Source organism: Amycolatopsis albispora (genome assembly GCF_003312875.1).
Classification (GTDB): Bacteria; Actinomycetota; Actinomycetes; order Mycobacteriales; family Pseudonocardiaceae; genus Amycolatopsis; species Amycolatopsis albispora.
In genome coordinates this window covers 7,556,341-7,574,218 of the sequence record NZ_CP015163.1, presented here as the reverse complement: position 1 = coordinate 7,574,218, position 17,878 = coordinate 7,556,341, and the positions used below count along the sequence as shown (strand labels likewise).

General features: G+C 71.5%; 16 protein-coding genes. 6 read left to right on the top strand and 10 right to left on the bottom strand.

Going from position 1 to position 17,878, the window contains the following annotated elements; translation table 11 throughout:
• Positions 1 to 20 precede the first annotated feature (20 nt).
• The 3 genes from A4R43_RS35920 to A4R43_RS35910 are packed head-to-tail and all read right to left on the bottom strand — an operon-like array spanning position 21 to position 3,219.
• Positions 21 to 887, bottom strand: a complete 867-nt coding sequence (locus tag A4R43_RS35920) for a glycosyltransferase family 2 protein (protein WP_113696150.1) — start codon at positions 885 to 887, stop codon at positions 21 to 23.
• 30 nt (positions 888 to 917) lie between these two features.
• Positions 918 to 2,057, bottom strand: coding sequence for a glycosyltransferase family 4 protein (locus A4R43_RS35915; RefSeq protein WP_113696149.1), 1,140 nt, complete (start codon positions 2,055 to 2,057; stop codon positions 918 to 920).
• Between the two features lie 40 nt (positions 2,058 to 2,097).
• Complete coding sequence (locus A4R43_RS35910) at positions 2,098 to 3,219, bottom strand: glycosyltransferase family 4 protein (protein ID WP_113696148.1); 1,122 nt, start codon at positions 3,217 to 3,219, stop codon at positions 2,098 to 2,100.
• 18 nt (positions 3,220 to 3,237) lie between these two features.
• Here A4R43_RS35910 and A4R43_RS35905 point away from each other — a divergent pair, with 18 nt between their 5' ends.
• From A4R43_RS35905 to A4R43_RS35895, 3 genes are read left to right on the top strand one after another with little or no spacing between them, the layout of a single operon-like run.
• Positions 3,238 to 4,161: a glycosyltransferase family 2 protein gene (locus A4R43_RS35905; protein WP_113698112.1), complete on the top strand. Its 924-nt coding sequence runs from the start codon at positions 3,238 to 3,240 to the stop codon at positions 4,159 to 4,161.
• Between the two features lie 34 nt (positions 4,162 to 4,195).
• Positions 4,196 to 6,697, top strand: coding sequence for a glycosyltransferase (locus A4R43_RS35900; protein ID WP_113696147.1), 2,502 nt, complete (start codon positions 4,196 to 4,198; stop codon positions 6,695 to 6,697).
• Positions 6,690 to 7,775, top strand: coding sequence for a glycosyltransferase family 4 protein (locus A4R43_RS35895; RefSeq protein ID WP_113696146.1), 1,086 nt, complete (start codon positions 6,690 to 6,692; stop codon positions 7,773 to 7,775). The genes A4R43_RS35900 and A4R43_RS35895 overlap by 8 nt, the downstream gene beginning before the upstream one ends.
• Positions 7,776 to 7,839: 64 nt before the next feature.
• Here A4R43_RS35895 and rfbD read toward each other — a convergent pair whose 3' ends face one another.
• Positions 7,840 to 8,727 (bottom strand): dTDP-4-dehydrorhamnose reductase, encoded by an 888-nt coding sequence (rfbD, locus tag A4R43_RS35890; RefSeq protein ID WP_113696145.1) that lies wholly within the window; start codon positions 8,725 to 8,727, stop codon positions 7,840 to 7,842.
• Positions 8,724 to 9,716: a dTDP-glucose 4,6-dehydratase gene (gene rfbB / locus A4R43_RS35885; RefSeq protein ID WP_113696144.1), complete on the bottom strand. Its 993-nt coding sequence runs from the start codon at positions 9,714 to 9,716 to the stop codon at positions 8,724 to 8,726. The genes rfbD and rfbB overlap by 4 nt, the downstream gene beginning before the upstream one ends.
• A 233-nt stretch (positions 9,717 to 9,949) precedes the next feature.
• Between rfbB and A4R43_RS35880 the strand changes: the two genes are divergently transcribed.
• From A4R43_RS35880 to A4R43_RS35870, 3 genes are all read left to right on the top strand, one after another.
• The gene (locus A4R43_RS35880; RefSeq protein WP_113698111.1) at positions 9,950 to 11,539 is read left to right on the top strand and encodes an LCP family protein; all 1,590 of its coding nucleotides are present in this window, start codon (positions 9,950 to 9,952) and stop codon (positions 11,537 to 11,539) included.
• An 83-nt stretch (positions 11,540 to 11,622) separates the two neighbouring features.
• Positions 11,623 to 12,975, top strand: coding sequence for an LCP family protein (locus tag A4R43_RS35875; RefSeq protein WP_162788709.1), 1,353 nt, complete (start codon positions 11,623 to 11,625; stop codon positions 12,973 to 12,975).
• A 10-nt stretch (positions 12,976 to 12,985) separates the two neighbouring features.
• Positions 12,986 to 13,690 carry a TIGR03089 family protein gene (locus A4R43_RS35870; RefSeq protein WP_113696142.1) on the top strand — a complete coding sequence of 235 codons (705 nt, stop codon included), beginning with the start codon at positions 12,986 to 12,988 and terminating at the stop codon, positions 13,688 to 13,690.
• Here A4R43_RS35870 and A4R43_RS35865 read toward each other — a convergent pair.
• From A4R43_RS35865 to A4R43_RS35845, 5 genes are all read right to left on the bottom strand, one after another.
• On the bottom strand, positions 13,687 to 14,127 hold the full coding sequence (locus A4R43_RS35865; protein WP_113696141.1) for a DoxX family protein: 441 nt from the start codon (positions 14,125 to 14,127) through the stop codon (positions 13,687 to 13,689). The genes A4R43_RS35870 and A4R43_RS35865 overlap by 4 nt on opposite strands.
• Positions 14,128 to 14,242: 115 nt before the next feature.
• The gene (locus A4R43_RS35860; RefSeq protein ID WP_236808482.1) at positions 14,243 to 15,046 is read right to left on the bottom strand and encodes a DUF1206 domain-containing protein; all 804 of its coding nucleotides are present in this window, start codon (positions 15,044 to 15,046) and stop codon (positions 14,243 to 14,245) included.
• Positions 15,047 to 15,136: 90 nt separating this feature from the next.
• Positions 15,137 to 15,616 (bottom strand): hypothetical protein, encoded by a 480-nt coding sequence (locus A4R43_RS35855; protein WP_113696140.1) that lies wholly within the window; start codon positions 15,614 to 15,616, stop codon positions 15,137 to 15,139.
• A 5-nt stretch (positions 15,617 to 15,621) separates the two neighbouring features.
• On the bottom strand, positions 15,622 to 17,214 hold the full coding sequence (locus A4R43_RS35850) for an alpha/beta hydrolase (RefSeq protein ID WP_113696139.1): 1,593 nt from the start codon (positions 17,212 to 17,214) through the stop codon (positions 15,622 to 15,624).
• On the bottom strand, positions 17,215 to 17,529 hold the full coding sequence (locus A4R43_RS35845) for a hypothetical protein (RefSeq protein ID WP_113696138.1): 315 nt from the start codon (positions 17,527 to 17,529) through the stop codon (positions 17,215 to 17,217).
• Positions 17,530 to 17,878 lie beyond the last annotated feature (349 nt).

Genomic DNA, 17,878 nt, shown 5'->3' with positions numbered 1-17,878 from the left:
CCGCCGAGGCGCGGCAGAGGTCAGCGCTCGCGCAGGGTGGCCAGCTTCAGCCGTGCCGCCAGGCCCAGCTTGACCGCGGCCAGCACGGGCTTCCACAGCAGCCCGCGGTGCCGGTCCGCCAGGTAGCGGTAGGCGCTTTCGTGGTGCGCGGCGAGCATCTTCGCCGAAGCGCGCTTGGTCGCCTGCCCGCCGATGTGCATCACGGTGGCCGAGGGCGCGTACACGTTCAGCCAGCCCGCGCGCGCCAGCCGGTCGCCGAGGTCGACGTCCTCGAAGTACATGAAGTACCGCGAATCGAAGCCGTCGACGGAGTCCCACGCCTCACGCCGGATCAGCTGGCACGAACCCGAGAGCCAGCCCGACGTCCGCTCGGCCGGCTTTGCGGTCTCCTGCCGGTACTGCCTGGTCCACGGGTTGCCGGACCAGATCTTGCCCAGCGCGGCGTGCCCGATGCCGCGGCCGAGCGAGGGCAGCAGCCGCGCCGACGGGTAGACCGTGCCGTCCGGTTCCTGGATCAGTGGGCCGAACGCGCCGCCACGCGGCCAGCGCTCGGCCACCGCGAGCAGTTCGTCGAGCGAGCCGGGGTGCCACTCCAGGTCGGGATTGGCGATCACGATCCAGCCGTACCGCTCGTCCAGCTCGGCGACCCCGCGGTTGGCCGCGCTGCCGTAGCCCAGGTTCTCCCCGATGCGCAGCAGGTGCACGTTGTCCCGCTGGGCGGCCCGGTCGAGCGACTCGTCCGAAGGGGCCGTGTCGTTGTCGGCCAGCACCACCCGCACGTCGCGCGCGGTGGCCTTTTCGAGCGTGTCGAGGAACGGTTCCAGTGTCTCGCCGGGGAAGTAGGTCACGACCACGACGGCGAGCTCATCGCCATACTTGGGGTGCACGACAGCACATTGTGCCCTGGTCACCCAGTGCTACCGGTGGCCCCCACCGGACCGCCAGGCCAGCCACGCCCGGCCGTACGCCTCGCGGTGCCGTTCGGCGGTGGCCGCCCAGGAGAACTCCTTCGCCCGGCGCTGCGCCGCGGCCGCCAGGGTGGACCGCCGGGCCGGGTCGTCGAGCAGCTCCCCGATCGCCGCCGCCACGTCACCGGCGCCGACGCCGCAGTAGGCCACCGCGTCCCCGCCGACCTCGGGCAGCGACAGGCGCCTGGTGGTGAGCACGCACGCGCCGCAGGCCATCGCCTCCAGCACCGGCAGCCCGAACCCCTCGCCGAGGCTCGGGTAGGCGACCATCTCGGAGCCGCCGAGGAAGCCGGCCAGCGTGCCGAACGGCAGGTAGCCGGCCCGGATCACGCGCAGCCGGTGCGGCACGCCTTCGAGCGCCTTCTCCACCTGGGTGTCCCAGCCCGGCTGCCCGGCGAGCACCAGCGCGGGCGGGTCGGTCCGCCCGGCCATCGCCTTCGCGTAACCGCGGATCAGCGCGGGCACGTTCTTGCGTGGTTCCAGCGCGCCGAGGAAGGCGATGTACGGCGTGCTGCCCAGGCCGATCGCCTCGCGGGCCGCGCGCACCTCGTCCGGTGACGGCGGGTGGAACCGCTCGACGTCCACGCCGTGCTGGATGACCTCCAGCTCGGACGCGCGCACGCGGGTCACCTTCGCCAGTTCGGTGGCCGTCGCCTCGCTCGGCACCACGCACAGCGACGCCCGCCGCAGCGCGGCCACCGTCCACGCCCGGAAGAAGCGCGCCTTCACGGACGAGTGAAGCACCGCGTCGGTGAAGAAGGTGGCGTCGTGCAGCGTCACCACCGACGCCTTGTTCAGCGCGAGCGGCATCGTGTAGTGCGGCGAGTGCACCACGTCCACGCCCAGCCGCCTGGCCAGCGTCGGCAGCGTGGTCTGCTCCCAGGTCAGCCTGGCCGTGCGGGTGGAGGTGGATTCGGTGGCCGGGAGCACCCTGGTGCCCGGCGCGAGCTGGGAGTACAGCCGGAAGTCGCGGGGCTGGCAGACCACGGTGACCGGGGCGCCGTCGGCGTCGAGCGCGGCGACGAGCGAGTCCACGTACCGGCCAACGCCGCCGCGGTCCGCGGGCACGGCGGTGGCATCGATCAGCACACGAGGTTCACCAGGTACCACGCATGCAGCGTACGGCCGTTCAACTGGCGCGGGGTGGGGAACCACCAAACTCGGGGCCGGAGACGGTGGCCGCCGCCGTATGCACTGACCAGAGCCGCCGCGCCGCGGACCGCCACGAAAATTCACTCGATCGCGCTAGACCCTGGGTACGCATGGTTGCGGAGAGCGACTCCGAGCCCAGCACCTCCCGCAGGGCCGCGGCCAGCGCGGTGACGTCCCCGCTCGGCACCACGCGAGCCGCGCCACCGGAGACCTCGACCAGCGCGGGCACGTCGGAGTGCACCACCGGCACCCCGGCCGCCATCGCCTCCAGCACGGGCAGCCCGAACCCCTCGGCCAGGCTCGGCATGGCGAGCACGGAGGCACCACGCAACGCGGTCGCCAGCTCGGCGTCGGACAGCTTGCCCAGCACCCGCAGCCGGTCGGCGGGCAGGCCGTGCTGCCGCGCCAGCCCGGCCGGGTCGAGATCGCCCCAGCCCGCCTGGCCGACCAGCAGCAGCGGCGGGCCGTCGAAGGTGGCCATCGCCTCGATCAGCAGCCCGATGCCCTTGCGCGGCTCGACCGTGCCGATCGCCAGCACGTATTCCGCGGGCAGAAGCAGGTCGGCGGGCTCGCTGGGCAGGTCGGTCACCCCGTGGCCGATGACGTGCACCGGCGCCCGGCCCGCCACCCGCGCGGCCAGGTCGTCGGCCACCGCCTGGGTGGGCACCACCAGCGCGTCCGCGGTGCGCGCGGCCCGCGCGATCACCGACTGGTGCCAGGAAACGCCACGCGGAGTGAGCGTTTCGGGGTGCGTCCACGGCACGGTGTCGTGCACGGTCACGCTCAACCGGCGGCCGCGCGGCGCGCGCGGCGGGGCCAGCGGCGTGGTCGCGTGCACCGCGTCGCCGCCCGGCCACCACGGCAGGCCGAACTGCCACGCGGCGGTCAGCGCCTTCGGCGGCAGCGCGAGCCGGCGCGGGCCCTCGACGCCCGGCACCCTGGCCGCTTCGACGTCGGCGTGCCGCGCCACCGCGCTCGACAGGGTCCAGCCGTCCGGCACGGTCCGGGCAAGCGCACGCAGCAGCTCGGCCGTGTACCGCCCGGTTCCCCCGGGAACGGGCGCGAGCAACTGCTCCGCGATGACCACCAGCTCGGGCACCCGCCTATTGTGCTCAGCGTGTCATCCCCGCCCCGCAGCACGGTCGTGGTGGTCACCTGGCGTGGTGCCCCGCACCTGGTGGCCTGCCTGGACGCGCTGGCGGCCCAGGACCGTCCACATCGGACCCTCGTGGTGGACAACGCGTCGGACGACGGCACCGCCGGGCTGCTGGCCGCCCACCCGTCGAAGCCCGAGGTGCTGCGCCTGCCGCGCAACACCGGCTACGCGGGCGGCATCGAGGCGGCATTACCGCAGGTCAGCACGCCCTTCGTGGCCTGGCTGAACGACGACGCGGCGCCCTCCCCCGGCTGGCTCGCCGCGCTGGAGGACGCACTCGACGAGGCTCCTGACGCGGCCGCCGTCAGCTCGACGCTGACGCTGCCCGACGGCACCACGCAGTCCACCGGCGTCCGCCTCACCGCCGACGGCCACGGCGCCGACCACACCGAACCGGCCGCCGAGGTGTTCGGCTTCTGCGGTGGCGCGGTGCTGCTGCGGACCGCCGCGCTGCGTGCTTCGGGCGGCGTGCCGTCGAGCTTCTTCTGCTACTACGAGGACACCGACACCGCCTGGCGCCTGCGGCTGGCGGGCTGGCGGGTGCTCGGCTCGGCGGCCACCGTGCGGCACCTGCACGGCGCCAGCACGCGGCCCGGTTCCGCGCGGTTCCACCGCTGGAACGAGCGCAACCGCCTGCTCACGCTGCTGCGCTGCGCGCCGGCCGCGGTGGCGCTGCGCGAGCTGGCGCGGTTCACCGCGATCACCGCGCTGCTACCGGTCAAACGGGACGTTCCGGACGCGGCCAACTTCCGCATGGGCCTCCGGCTGCGCGTGCTCGGCGAGGTGGTGCTGCGCCTGCCGGGCACGATCGGCGCCCGCCGGCGGATCGGCACGCGTGCCACGATCGGCCGAGGCGCGGTCTGGCGCAGGTGGGCGGCCGGTTAGGCTCTGAGAAACCCCACAGCGAAGGAGTCAGTCGTTGACCCAAGGCGCGCTGCCCGTGGTCTCGGTGATCGTGGTCAACTTCCGGGGCGCGGACGACACCATCACCTGCCTGCGCTCCCTCGCCGAGCTGGACTACGCGCGCCTGGAGATCATCTGCGTCGACAACGCGTCCGGCACCGGTGACGCCGCGCGGATCAGGGCCGCGGTGCCCGGAGTGAAGCTGGTCGAATCGGCGGACAACCTCGGTTTCGCGGGCGGCTGCAACCTGGGCGCGAAGCACGCGACCGGCACCGTGCTCGCCTTCCTCAACAACGACGCCCGCCCCGGCCGCGACTGGGTGCACGCGGCGGTGGCCGAGCTGGCGGCCGATCCGCGGGTCGGCGCGGTGGCCAGCAAGGTGCTCGACTGGGACGGCACCGGCGCGGACTTCGTCGACGGCGGGCTGACCTGGTTCGGCATGGGCTACAAGCGGCACGCGGGCGGCCCGCTGGCCGACGTGCCGTCCGCCGAGCACGAGGTCGCCAAGGACGTGCTGTTCGGCACCGGCTCAGCGATGTTCGTGCGCACCGGGGTGTTCACCGAACTGGGTGGCTTCGACGAACGCTTTTTCATGTTCTACGAGGACGTCGACCTCGGCTGGCGGATGAACCTGCGTGGCTGGCGGGTGCGGTACGTGCCCGAGTCGGTCGCCTTCCACCGCCACCACGGCACGATGGCCGCGGTCGACGCGCCGGACACCGGCCGCGAGACCTTCCTGCTGGAGCGCAACGCGCTCGCCGCGCTGTACAAGAACCTTTCCGACGAGACGCTGGCGAAGGTGCTGCCCGCCGCGCTCGCGCTGACCGTCCGCCGCGCCACCGCCCGCGGTGAGATCGACGCGACGCAGCTGGACCTCCAGCGCGGGGTCGGCCCGGTGGAGACCGAGCCGGTGGCGGTGCCCCGCACCGCACTGGCCGGGGTGCTCGCGATCGACCAGTTCGTCGAGCTGATGCCGTCGCTCGCCGAGTCCCGCGCGGTCGAGCAGGCCGCGCGCGTGCGGACCGACGCCGACCTTATTCCCTTGCTGCGCAAGGCTTTGGAGCCCGCCTATCCGCTGCCGCGGTATCTCGACGCACACGAGATCCTGGTCAAGGCGTTCGGCATCGAGAGCGTGTTCGGGCAGCGGCGGCGGGTGCTGGTGATCACCGGCGACGCGATCACCGAGCGCATGGCGGGCCCGGCGATCCGCGCCTGGAACATCGCCGCCTCGCTGGCCGGGGAGCACGAGGTCCGGCTGGTCACGGTGAACCCGCTGGCCGATCCGCCGCCCGCGCCGTTCGCGGTGAGCGCGGCCAAGCGGCGCGACCTCGCCGAGCCGGTCGAGTGGGCCGACATCGTCATCCTGCAGGGCCACGTGCTGGAAATGGCGCCGCAGCTGAAGAAGCCGGATTCGACCAAGATCGTCGTCTGCGATCTGTACGACCCGATGCACCTGGAACTGCTGGAGCAGGGTCGCGGTGTACCCGACGACCAGCGGGCCGCCGATCTGGTCGGCGTGACCAAGGTGCTCGAAGCGCAGCTCGAACGCGGTGACTTCTTCCTGTGCGCGTCCGAGCGGCAGCGGTTGTTCTGGCTGGGCCACCTGGCCGCGATGGGACGGCTCTCCCCGCGTCTCTACGACGCCGACCCCACCACGCAGTCGCTGCTGTCGGTGGTCCCGTTCGGACTGTCGCCGGAAGCCCCGCGCCGCACCGGTCCCGGGCTGCGCGCGAACGTGCCCGGCATCGCCGAGACCGATCACGTGGTGCTGTGGGCCGGCGGGGTGTACAGCTGGTTCGACCCGCTGACTCTGGTGCGCGCGATCGACCGGCTGCGGGAGCGCCGCGGTGACGTGCGGCTGGTGTTCCTCGGCATGAAGCACCCGAATCCCGAGGTCGCCGAGATGGACATCGGCGCGCGGACCATCCGGCTCGCCGACTCCCTCGGGCTGACCGGGAAGCACGTGTTCTTCAACGAGCAGTGGGTGCCCTACGGCGAGCGGCAGAACTGGCTGCTCGATGCCGACTGCGGGGTGACCACGCACTACGAGCACGTGGAGACCACCTTCGCCTTCCGCACCCGCGTGCTGGACTACCTCTGGTCCGGGCTGCCGATCGTGACCACCGACGGCGACGCCTTCGCCGATCTGGTGCGCGCGGAACAGCTCGGTGTGGTGGTGCCGGCGGAGGATTCCGAGGCGCTGGCGGACGCACTGGAAAAGGCGCTCTACGACGCGGAATTCGCCGCGGCGGCGCGTGACCGCATCGCCGAGGTGGCGCAGCGGTTCGCCTGGCCGCGAGCGCTGGAACCGCTGGTGGAGTTCTGTCGCGATCCGCGGCCCGCCGCGGACCGGCTGCCCGGCGCGAGTGATCTGACGCCGTCGGATCCGTTGCGCGGCGCCGAAATCGTCCGGCGCGACCTGGCGCTGGTCAAGGAGTACCTCGCCGACGGCGGCGTGCGCGAGCTGGCCAAGCGGGTCGGCGGCCGGGTGCGGAAAGTGGCTCGCCGAAATGGCTGAGCGGCCCCTGCGCGTACTGCTCGACGGCACCCCCCTGCTCGGGGTCCGCACCGGGATCGGCCAGTACACGGCTTCGCTGTCCGAAGAACTCGCCTCTCTGTCCTCTGTGGACACACGCGCGGTGGCGTTCACCCTGCGCGGCTGGCGCAAGCTGCGGCACGTGCTGCCGCACGGGGTGCGCGCGCGGGGCATGCCGGTGGCCGCGCGACTGCTGCGGAAATCGTGGCTGCGCGGGAACTTCCCGCCGGTCGAGCTGTTCGCCGGATCGACCGACGTGGTGCACGGGACCAACTTCGTGCTGCCGGGCATCGCGCGCGCGGCCGGCGTGCTGACCATTCACGACCTGGCGTTCATCGACGAGCCGTCCGAGCTTTCGCCGTCCGACGCGGATCTGCCGGTACTGGTCCGCCGGGGTGCCGCGCGCGCGGACGTGATCTGCACGCCGACCGCGGCGGTCGCCGACGCGGTGGCTTCGCGCTTCGAGGTGCCGCGCGAGAAGATCGTGGTGACGCCGCTGGGCGTGGACCCGGCGTGGTTCACCGCGCGGCCGCTGTCGAAGGAGCAGCGCGAGCGGCTGGGCCTTCCCGCCGAGTACCTGCTCTTCGTCGGCGCGGCCGGGCCGCGCAAGGGGCTGCCGTGGCTGCGGGAGGCGCACGCGGCCGCGCCGGACCTGCCGCCGCTGGTGTTCACCGGGCCGGGTTCGTTCGAGCTGTCGGACCGGTCGATGCACCTGGGCTACCTGCCGCCGGTCGATCTGCGGGCGGTGGTCGCGGGCGCGGCGGCGCTGGTGCTGCCCTCGCGTGACGAGGGGTTCGGGCTGCCGGTGCTGGAGGCGATGGCCTGCGACGTCCCGGTGGTCTGCACCGACATCCCGGCGCTGGCGGAGGTGTCCGGCGGGTACTCGCTGCTGGTGCCGTACCGCGAGGTGGACGCGCTGGCCGAGGCGCTGCGATCGGCCGTCTCGGACCCGCACGCCGCGTCGACTTCGGTGGCGCGGCGTGCGCATGCGGCCAGCTACACGTGGCGCCTGTGCGCGGAGAAAACCGTCGAGGCCTACCGCCAAGCCGCGGGCCGCTAGCCCACTGTCACGAATGTGGCTTTCGAGACGTTTCGCGTCTCGAAAGCCACATTCGTGACATCGCTCAGGTGGCGAAGTAGGCGGCCAGTGCGTCTTCCCAGGGGCGCAGCGGGGTGAGGCCGGCCTCCTGCCACGCCTTGCCCGAGAGCACCGAGTACGCAGGACGCGGCGCCGGGCGCGGGAAGTCTTCGGTGGTGCACGGCGAAATCCGCGCGGGATCCGCGCCGAGGTACCGGAAGATCGCCTGCGCGAAGCCGAACCACGTGGTGTCCCCGCCGCCCGTGCAGTGCAGCACGCGCGCGGCCGGTCCCGTGCCGTCGGCGATCCGCTCGGCCAGTTCGACCAGCCCCGCCGCGAGATCGGCCGACCACGTCGGCGACCCGCGCTGATCGTCCACAACGGACAGTGTGTCGCGCGAGGATTCCAGCGACACCATGGTTTTCACGAAGTTGCTGCCGTGCTTGCCGTAGACCCAGGCGGTGCGGACCACCCACGCCGAAGCGCCGGAACCGAGCACCGCGTCCTCCCCGGCCGCCTTCGTCCGGCCGTACGCGGTGCGCGGGCCCAGCGGGTCGCCCGGCTCGTACGGCTGGGTGGCGTCCCCGGCGAAGACGTAGTCGGTGGACACGTGCACCAGCGGCACCCGCCGCGACGAGCAGGCCGCCGCGAGCACCCGCGGGCCGTCGGCGTTGATCGCGAAGGCGCGCTCCTCCTCGGTCTCGGCCTGGTCGACCGCGGTGTACGCGGCCGCGTTGACCACCACCGGCCGCGCCCCGGCCGCCGCCGCGCGCTCGGCCAGCGCGGTCACCGCCTCGATCACCGCGCCCGGCTTGGTCACGTCCAGCTCCGCCGAACCGGGCGCGGTCACGCCGAGGCCCGGCCCGGCCAGCGCCGCCAGGTCGCGTCCCAGCTGCCCCGTTCCGCCGGGCACCAGCAGTTCCAGCGCGCTCATCGCGCCCCCAGCGCGGCCCGCTCCTTGAGCTGCTCCCACCAGGCGCGGTTCTCCTGGTACCAGCGCACGGTGGCGGCCAGGCCCTCGTCGAACGACACCCGCGGCCGGTAGCCCAGTTCCTCGGAGATCTTGGTGATGTCCACCGAATACCGGCGGTCGTGGCCCTTGCGGTCGGTCACCCGCTCCACCCGGTCCCAGCCCGCGCCGACCGCAGCCAGCAGCCGTTCGGTCAGCTCGCGGTTGGTCAGCTCGGTGCCGCCGCCGATGTTGTAGATCTCGCCCGGCCGCCCGCCGTCGGCGACCAGCTGGATGCCGCGGCAGTGATCGTCCACGTGCAGCCAGTCACGGACGTTCAGCCCGTCGCCGTAGAGCGGCACGTTCCGGCCGTCGAGCAGATTGGTGACAAAAAGCGGGATGACCTTCTCGGGAAACTGGTACGGACCGTAGTTGTTCGAACACCGGGTAATGCACACCGGCATTCCGTGGGTGCGGTGGAAGGCCCGTGCCATCAGGTCCGAGGACGCCTTCGAAGCCGAATACGGGGAATTCGGTTCCAAAACGTGATCTTCGGTCCACGAACCCTCGTCGATCGAGCCGTAGACCTCGTCGGTCGAGACGTGCACGAACTTCCCGACCTCGGCGTTCAGCGCCGCCTGGAGCAGGGTCTGCGTGCCGAGAACATTGGTCAACACGAAGTCGGCGGAACCGTGGATCGACCGGTCCACATGCGATTCCGCAGCGAAGTGCACCACCAGGTCGATGCCCTTCATCAGGCCGGCCACCAGTTCGGCGTCGCAGATGTCGCCGCGCACGAACCGCAGCCGCAGCTCGGCCGCCACCGGGGCCAGGTTGGCCTCCGTCCCGGCGTAGGTCAGCTTGTCGAGCACCACCACCTCGGCCTCGGCCAGTGCCGGATAAGCGCCGGTCAGCGCCTGTCTCACATAGTGCGAACCGATGAATCCAGCGCCACCGGTGACCAGAACCCGCATAGACTCCACCTTCTCGTGTTCTCCCGCCGCCCGTACGGTCGGTCTCATCGCCGCGAGGCAACCTTTCGTGACCCCACGGACGTCACACACCGGACACAGTAGGGTGAGCGGGTAGCGCGGGTGTCCGGCGGGCTGTGCCGGCACCGGGGGTTCACGCGCGAATTCGCACGAGGTTTCGGCGATGATCGAAGGCAAAAACCGGGATTGCTGACCGGCTGGGAGGAGCGCGCGTGGTGACCGAGGGGCCGCCGCGGCCAGACACCGTATCCGTTGGATCCGACAGGGTTCCGTCGCGCCGTCGCAGCGCGCCCGCCGCGTTCGCGCTCTGGAGCGGACGAACGCTGGTGGCGCTGCTCTCCGCCGTGGTGCTGACGCTGACCTGGTACGGCTCGCAGGTGCTCGGGGAGCTGAACAGCGGCCTGACCACCACCGACGTGATCGGCGGCGGCTTCCAGAAGAAGCCGCTCGACGGCGCGGTGGACATCCTCCTGGTCGGCCAGGACAGCCGCACCGACAACGATGGCAACCCGCTGCCCCGCGAGGTGCTCGACATGCTGCACGGCGGCAAGGCCGACGGCGAGCGCCAGACCGACACGATGATCCTGGTGCACATCCCGCAGAACGGCGAGCGGGCGGTGGCCATCTCCTTCCCGCGCGACTCGCTGGTCGAGCTGTCCGGCGGTTACGGCAAGCACAAGCTGAACAGCGCCTTCGTCTACGCCTACAACGACACCGCCAGCACCCTGCAGCAGCAGGGCGAGGCCGACCTGAAGAAGGTCGACGAGCAGGCCAAGGTGGCCGGCCGCAAGAACCTGATCAGCACCATCGAGACGCTGATCGGCAAGCCCGGCATGATCGACCGCTACGCCGAGGTCAACCTGCTCAGCTTCTACGAGGTCACCCAGGCCATCGGCGGGGTCGAGGTGTGCCTGAACCAGCCGGTCAAGGAGTGGCGCTCCGGGGTGGACCTGCCCGCCGGGCTGCAGACGGTGCAGGGCAAGCAGGCGCTGTCGTTCGTCCGCCAGCGCTACGACCTGCCCAACGGCGACCTGGACCGGATCGCGCGCCAGCAGGCGTTCCTGTCCGGCCTGGCGCGCAAGGTGCTCTCGCCGGACGTGCTGATGAGCCCGGCGCGGATCACCGACGTGATCAACGCGGTGAAGAAGTCGGTCATCCTCTCCAAGGACTGGGACCTGCTGGAGTTCGCCGAGCAGATGCGCGGCATGACCGGCGGCAACGTCGAGTTCCGCACCATTCCCACCGAGGGCAACGGCAAGTTCGGCGGGGCGGACATCGTCAAGATCGACAACGACAAGGTGAAGGCCTTCGTCGACGAACTCACCGAAGACGGCACCGGCGCTCCCGTGGCGCCGACCACCGGCGCGCCCGACGGCAGGATCCCCGGCGCGGAGAAGATCACCGCCGACGTGTTCAACGCCAGCGGCAACGCCACCACCGCCAACCAGCTGAAGGAACTGTTGCGCGCCAAGGGTTTCCAGGAGGGCGCGAGCACCCAGCTGGACGGCCGCTCGACCACCGTGGTGCGGTTCGCGCCCGGCGAGCAGGACGCCGCCGACGCGATCAAGCAGGCGATGGGCGACCGCGTCCAGACCGAGCCGGACGCCGATGTGCCCGCCGGGCACGTCCGCGTGCTGCTGGGCCGCGACTACAAGGTGGACGCCAACGGCGCGGCCGGGGCCGGGCAGTCCTCGACGACACCGCCCCCGCCGTCCGAGCCGGAGGAGCCCGCCGCGCCGCCCGCCGAGACGCCACCGGCCGGCCCGCCGCCGATCACCGCGGGTGGCGTGCCGTGTGTGAACTAGCCAGCCAAGCGCTTACACCATCGGGTTAGTGCCTTAGCCTTGTCCAGGGGCGCGGACGCGGGAAAAACGGGGAGGTGACCGGCGTGGGCGACCAGGAAGACAACAACGAGCAGGACAGCGGGACACCGGTCTCCGAGCCGTCCGGGCAGTCCGGGGCGGATGAGCCGTCCGGTTCGTCCACTTCGGACGAAAAGGCTCCCGCCAAGCGGAAGTTCGTGCCGTCACCGGTACCACGCACCAAGCCCGTCGAGCCGGAGCCCGAGCAGGAGCCAGAGCCGGAGCCCGAAGCCGAGGCCGTTCCCCGCCGCCGGAAGCCCATCCGGACCACCGGGAAGGTGTTCCTGGCGCTGCTGTCCGTGGTCGCGCTGGCCGCCACCGGGTACGCCTACACCACGCTGGACGACTTCCAGGACAACGTCGGCACCGCCGACGCGCTGATCGTCGACCCCGACGACCCCGCCGCCCCGCCAGCCGACGACGGCGCCACCGACATCCTGCTCGTCGGCGCCGACTCGCGCACCGACATGCAGGGCAACCCGCTGCCGCTGCGCGTGCTCAAGGAACTGCGCACCGAGGAGAAGGCCGGGGTCAACACCGACACCCTGATCATCCTGCGCATCCCGAAGAACGGCGGGAAGCCCGCCGCGGTGTCGATCCCGCGTGACACCTGGATCGACGTGCCGCAGGGCGGCCAGGCGAAGATCAACTCGGTGTACGGGGTGACCAAGAGCAACACCGCCGACGAGCTGCGCCGCCAGGGCAAGCGCGACAACGCCGAGGTCGAGCGCGAGTCCGACCAGGCTGGCCGCACCGCGCTGGTGAAGACCGTGCAGGACTTCACCCAGATCCGGATCGACCACTACGCCGAGGTCGGCCTGCTCGGCTTCTACCTGCTCACCGAGGCGCTCGGCGGCATCAAGGTGTGCCTGAACAACGCCACCGAGGACAAGGACTCCGGCGCGAACTTCCCCAAGGGCGTGCAGACCGTCTCCGGCGGTGAGGCGCTGTCCTTCGTCCGCCAGCGCAAGAACCTGCCGGGCGGCGATCTGGGGCGCATCCAGCGGCAGCAGGCGTTCCTGTCCTCGGCGCTGCACCAGGTGCTGTCGGCGGGCACGCTGACCAGCCCGGACAAGCTGAACCAGCTGATGGACGCGGTGAAGAAGTCCATCGTCGTGGATCCTGGTCTCGACCTGCTGGAGTTCGCCGGGCAGGCGAAGGACATCGCCTCCGGGGAGATCAACTTCCAGACCATTCCGGTGGTGGCCGTCGGTGCCCGCAGCGACGACGGCCAGAGCATCATCGTGGTGGACCTGAACGCGGTGCGGCAGTTCGTGGCTGGCCTGGTCGGCCGCGGTGAGCCCGCCGCGGGCGGTGGTTCCGCGCCGGGTGCCGCGCCGCGGCAGAACGAGTCCGACGGGGTCACCTGCGTCGATTAGGCTCGGCGGGGTGAGCCTTACCGACGAACTGCTGCGCCCGCACCTGTCCAGCCCGGCGAAACCGCTGGTCACGCACTACGACGACGCCACCGGCGCGCGCGTCGAGCTGTCCGTGACCACGCTGGTGAACTGGGCCGCGAAAACGGCGAACTGGCTGGTCGAAGAGCCCGAGGTGGAGCCGGGTGAGCCGGTGGCGGTGGCGCTGCCGTCGCACTGGCAGACCGCCGGGGTGCTGCTCGGCGCCTGGTGGTGCGGGGCGCACGTGGTGACCGAGGCCGCCGGGGCGAAGGTCGCCTTCACCGGGCCGGGCACCACGAGCAGCGAGGCCGAGCTGACCGCGGTCGTCTCGCTCGACCCGATGGGCCGCGGGCTGCCGAACGCACCGGGTGCGGGCGCCGTGGACTTCCTGTCCGACGCCCGCACCGCGGGTGACACCTACTCGCCGCTGTTCCCGGCCGACCGGGATACCCCGGCGCTTTGCTCGTCCACTGTGGACGAAGTGCTCGCACAAGCCCGGTCGTACGCCGAGAAAGACGGGATCTCCAGCGGCGACCGCGTGCTGTCCACTGTGGAGTGGGCGCTGCCCGAGGGGGCGCTGCGCGGGCTGGTGGCGCCGCTTCTGGCGGGGGCCTCGCTGGTCCAGGTCAGCAACCCGGACCCGGCGAAGCTCGCCGACCGCGGCGGCACCGAGCGCACCACCCTGACGCTGAGCTAGGCGGTCTGGGCGGACAGCCGCTCGGACCCCTCGTGCTCGCGCTTGCGGGCGAACAGCAGGTGGTCGAGGGACAGCCTGCCGCCGTTGAAGCCGATCGCCAGCCCGGCCAGCGCGAGCACCAGCACCAGTTCGTAGCCGCCCTGGCCGGTCAGGCCGTTGTCGATGTGCACCGCGAAGATCGCGCCCACGCCGACGATGGCGTAACCGACGCCGACCAGCGGCAGCGCGAGGCCGAGCACGAAGGCGATCGAACCGAGGATCTCCACCGCGATGGTGAACAACGCGGCCACGGTCGGCAGCGGCAGGCCCAGGCCCTCGAACATGTTCGCCGTGGCGTCCACGCCGTTGTTCCACTTCTGCAGCCCGTGTGCGAAGAACACCACGGCGATCCCGATCCGGCCGACCAGCGCGGCGACATCCTTGACTCGAGCGAACATTCGCTACCAACTCCCGGTGTGTGAAGTTTCAACCAACCGGGACCCTAGTGAGCAAACCACGCCGAGTCGCGACTCCACAGAGACCGGACAGCGACTCGACAGGTAACCGACAGGTTCACTTCCGGTGCGCCCAGGCCGCCCCGAAGCAGTAGGCGCCGAAGGCCGCGAGACCGGCCGCGACGGCGATGAGCAGGGCGGATCCGAACGGCTGGGCGGCGAGCGTGCGCAGGGCCGCGTCGAGGCCACCGGCCTGGCCGGGGTCGTGGCTGAACGCGGCGAACCCGATCAGCACGCCGACCAGGCCGAACACCACGGCCTTGGCGAGGTAGCCGACGCGGCCGAGCTGCTCGACCCAGGTGCGCGTGCCGCTCGGCAGCGAGGAGAAGTCGAGGTCGTCGAGAAAGCTCTTACGAATGCCCTTGAGCGCCGCGGCGACGGCCACGCCGAGCACCACCGCGGCCAGCACGGCGACCAGGAACGGTCCGGCGGGCAGCGCGAGCAGCTTGCCGGTGAACTCCTGTTGCTGCTGGTCACCAGAGCCCTCGCCGCCCGCCCCCGAAGCGAGCTGGATGGCATACACGCCAAGGGAAATCCCCATCACGCAGCGCGCCACCGAGGCCACCCGCTTGGCCACGCGGCGGCGGGTCTTGCCGACCCACGAGTACCCGGTGGCGGCCATCAGCGCCTGCCACAGCCCGTAGGCGATGAGCCCGACGGCGACCACCCAGAGCAGGACCCCGCCGGTGGCGCCGAGTTCGCTGATCGCGCCGCGGCCGTCGGCCTCCTGCCCGCCGCCAGCGGCGACGATGCGGATCGCCAGGTACGCGATGAGCAGGTGGACCACGCCGTAGCAGGCCATGCCCGCCCGGCCGAGGAGCTGGACGGGTCTGCTGTTCTTCGCCTTGGTGCTGGTGGACATGCGCTCGCCTCCCCCGGGTCTGTTCCCCGGGTGGCGGTGCGGAAAACGCACCCGCAGCGCAATTGCTCCATCTGCCGCAGCGTCCCCGCGTCAGTCCGGGGTGCCGTCCCGCCAGACGCACGGCGACGACGAGATCAGCACCAGCCTGCCGCCGTCGGCCGCCTTCAGCGTCATCCGGAACCCGTCCGCCTCGTTCTCCACCCAGAGGAATTCACCGGCGGGATTGTTGTCCAGGATGCGGAAACCATTGTTCTGCCACCAGGCGCGCAGCGTTTCGAACTGGGCCGGGATTTCCGCCGGATCGATGCCGGTCACCTGGTAATTGCGGCTCGCCTGCTGCTTTCCCTTTTCGCCCGCCACGTCGTCACAGGGTTCTTCTTCGATTCGCAGCCGTTCTTTCAGCTGGGCACCGGCGGGCAGTTGCGCCACCGCTTCGGTGATGTAGGCGTCGAGCCTGCGGTTCGCCTCGTCCAGGGTGATCGTTGTGTCCATGCCTGCTCCTGTGCCGCCGCCGCACGCCGCCAGCGTGCCGATGAGCAGCGCGCCCACCAGCGCCGTCGCCGTCCGCACGGTGCCTACGTGACCTTGTCGGTGTTGCCGACGATGATATGCCCCAGGTTGGTCAGCGACTTGTTGCCGTCGTCCCAATAGGCGCTGTGGGTTTTCACGTTCCCGGAAACGCCGTCCGTTCCGGGGTCGGACTGGAATTCACGCGCGCCGAAGTCGTCGTCGACGGGGTGGTTGCCGTGAATGAATTCCGGGGTCAGGCGAATGATGTCCTCCCGCGCGGTGGTGGCGTACACGTCGCCGGGATCGATGTTGAGTTCGCTCGCGTTGTCCACGCCGACCCCGGGGCTGCCGACGAACACCATTTTGTCCACGTCGAGGTCCAGGTCGCGGGCGGCGTGCCCGATCACGGTGCTGCCGTAGCTGTGGCCGATGACGGTGTTGTGCGACGGGCCGCCCGCCTCGTGCGTCACTCGGAGGCCGTCGTGGAAGCTGTCCAGGTCCTGCCGGGCGTCGCTGGCGTAGTCCTGCGAGGTCGCGTGGGGAATGGTGTCGGGCGCGTCGTAGCCGAGCCAGGTGATCACCGAGGTCGACTCGCTGGCGTTCGAGTCGTCGGCGGCGAGCCACATCTTGTCGCCGCGGTTGAGCAGGCCGCCGACCCCGGCGAGGTCGGCGCCGGTGCCGGGCACGAACGTGGCGACGTTGTCGGCGGTGTCGGGATTCCCCTTGGCGACGATGGCGCGCCCGTCGTCCTCGGTGCCGAAGCCCAGCAGGTAGTGCCGCTCGCGCTCGCCGAGGTCCGCGCTGCTCTGGAGCTTGGTCTCGATCGCCTCGATGCCCTTGAGCTTGCCCTGGACCTCTTCGAGTTCGGCGTCGTCGTCGGTGAAGACGCCGCCGAACCAGTTGTCGTCGAGGTCCGCTTGGAGCCGGCTCTCCTCCGCTTCGAGGCGGGCCTTCTCGTCGGCCAGGATCGCGCGGTTGGCCTGGTCGCGGTCGAGGGCCGGAATGCCGTCCCGGTTGCCGATCCAGTCGGGGTGGTTCTCGATGATCCGCTGCCGCTCGTCCTCGGAAAGCGAGGACCACCAGGCGGCGTTCTCGGCCGGGGTGGCGCCGCTCGCGGGCGGTTCGAGGCTCTGGACGGCGGCCGTGTTCTCGGGTTCGCTCTTGGCCACCTTGTTCAGCAGTTCGCCGAGGTCGAGATCGATTTCGCGGGCACGGCGCAGGATCTGCTCCACGCGGTCCACCAGCTCGGCGGCCATGCGCTGCCGTTGCTGTCGCACCTCGTCCACCTGGTCGGCGGGCACCTGCGGTGGGGCGACGTCGCGGACCGCACCGTTGTCACCGATGCCGAAGCCGTTCGCCCTGGCGAGAGCGTCCACTTCGGCCACCGCGTGACCGAGCGTGACCACCGCGTCGGCCGCGGTCGCCAGCCCGGTGCGGGCGGCCGCCACCCCGGCGACGATGTCCTCCATGCGGCCGGTGATGGTGGTGCGCTCGCGGGCGGCGGCGGAGGCGGCGTCACCGGTCCAGCCCGCCGGGGTGCTCGTGGTGACGAACTCGTCGGACAGGTCGATCAGCTGGTCGGACAGGGCCTTGAGGTTCCGCTCGGCGGTGTCGAGCGGGCCGGGTGACCACTGCCGGACTTCTCCGTAGCTGACCATCTACAGTGCACCCACCTCGGCGCGGACTTCGTGGAAATCGCGCGCCACGGCGGCGTCGTTGCCCGCGTAACCGTCGGCCGCGGCGGTCAGCGACTGCCCGTGGTCCTTCGCCCGCGTGGTCCAGTCCCTGATGTCGTCGCTCCAGGCAGCGCCGAGCGTCTCGATCGCCCGGACGCACCGGGCGCCGGGCAACGCGGCCGCCGCCTCGCCGAGCGCGCCCGCGAGGTCAACCGCCGACACCTGCTCGGCAGCCGACCCCGCAGCCCCCGCCGCGCGGCGAAGCGCGTCGAGCTGTACCTCGTAACCGTTCGACATCGGCGTCACCCTAACGATCTTGGCGACGTCGGGGAGACGGGAGCTTTACCCACACCGTTGGTCGCCGCCTGCCGGTCCAAAGTCCGGCAGCCGTTCGATGGCTGCTGGGCGGGACAGTACCCACGCCCCCGCGCCCGCGTGGGCGGTTCACCGACAATTCGCCCGCGCTTTGAACGGATTCGCGGGACTACTGTGCCCCCGGCGGCGGCGGGCCCCGGAACACGAATGTGGCTTTCGGAGCGTTTTCCGCCCCGAAAGCCACATTCGTGTTCCGGGGCTGTCCACAGGGAGCAGGTTGTGCACAGCCCCTGCCAAACCCGCACCCCACCACCCCCTACCGGGGATACGA

Excerpts from the sequence above, each read along its gene's own strand:
- A4R43_RS35845 (WP_113696138.1), bottom strand. The coding sequence starts at position 17,529 with ATGTCGAACGGTTACGAGGTACAGCTCGACGCGCTTCGCCGCGCGGCG.
- A4R43_RS35865 (WP_113696141.1), bottom strand. The coding sequence starts at position 14,127 with ATGTTCGCTCGAGTCAAGGATGTCGCCGCGCTGGTCGGCCGGATCGGG.
- A4R43_RS35860 (WP_236808482.1), bottom strand. The coding sequence starts at position 15,046 with ATGTCCACCAGCACCAAGGCGAAGAACAGCAGACCCGTCCAGCTCCTC.
- rfbD (WP_113696145.1), bottom strand. The coding sequence starts at position 8,727 with ATGAGCGCGCTGGAACTGCTGGTGCCCGGCGGAACGGGGCAGCTGGGA.
- rfbB (WP_113696144.1), bottom strand. The coding sequence starts at position 9,716 with ATGCGGGTTCTGGTCACCGGTGGCGCTGGATTCATCGGTTCGCACTAT.
- A4R43_RS35895 (WP_113696146.1), top strand. The coding sequence starts at position 6,690 with ATGGCTGAGCGGCCCCTGCGCGTACTGCTCGACGGCACCCCCCTGCTC.
- A4R43_RS35850 (WP_113696139.1), bottom strand. The coding sequence starts at position 17,214 with ATGGTCAGCTACGGAGAAGTCCGGCAGTGGTCACCCGGCCCGCTCGAC.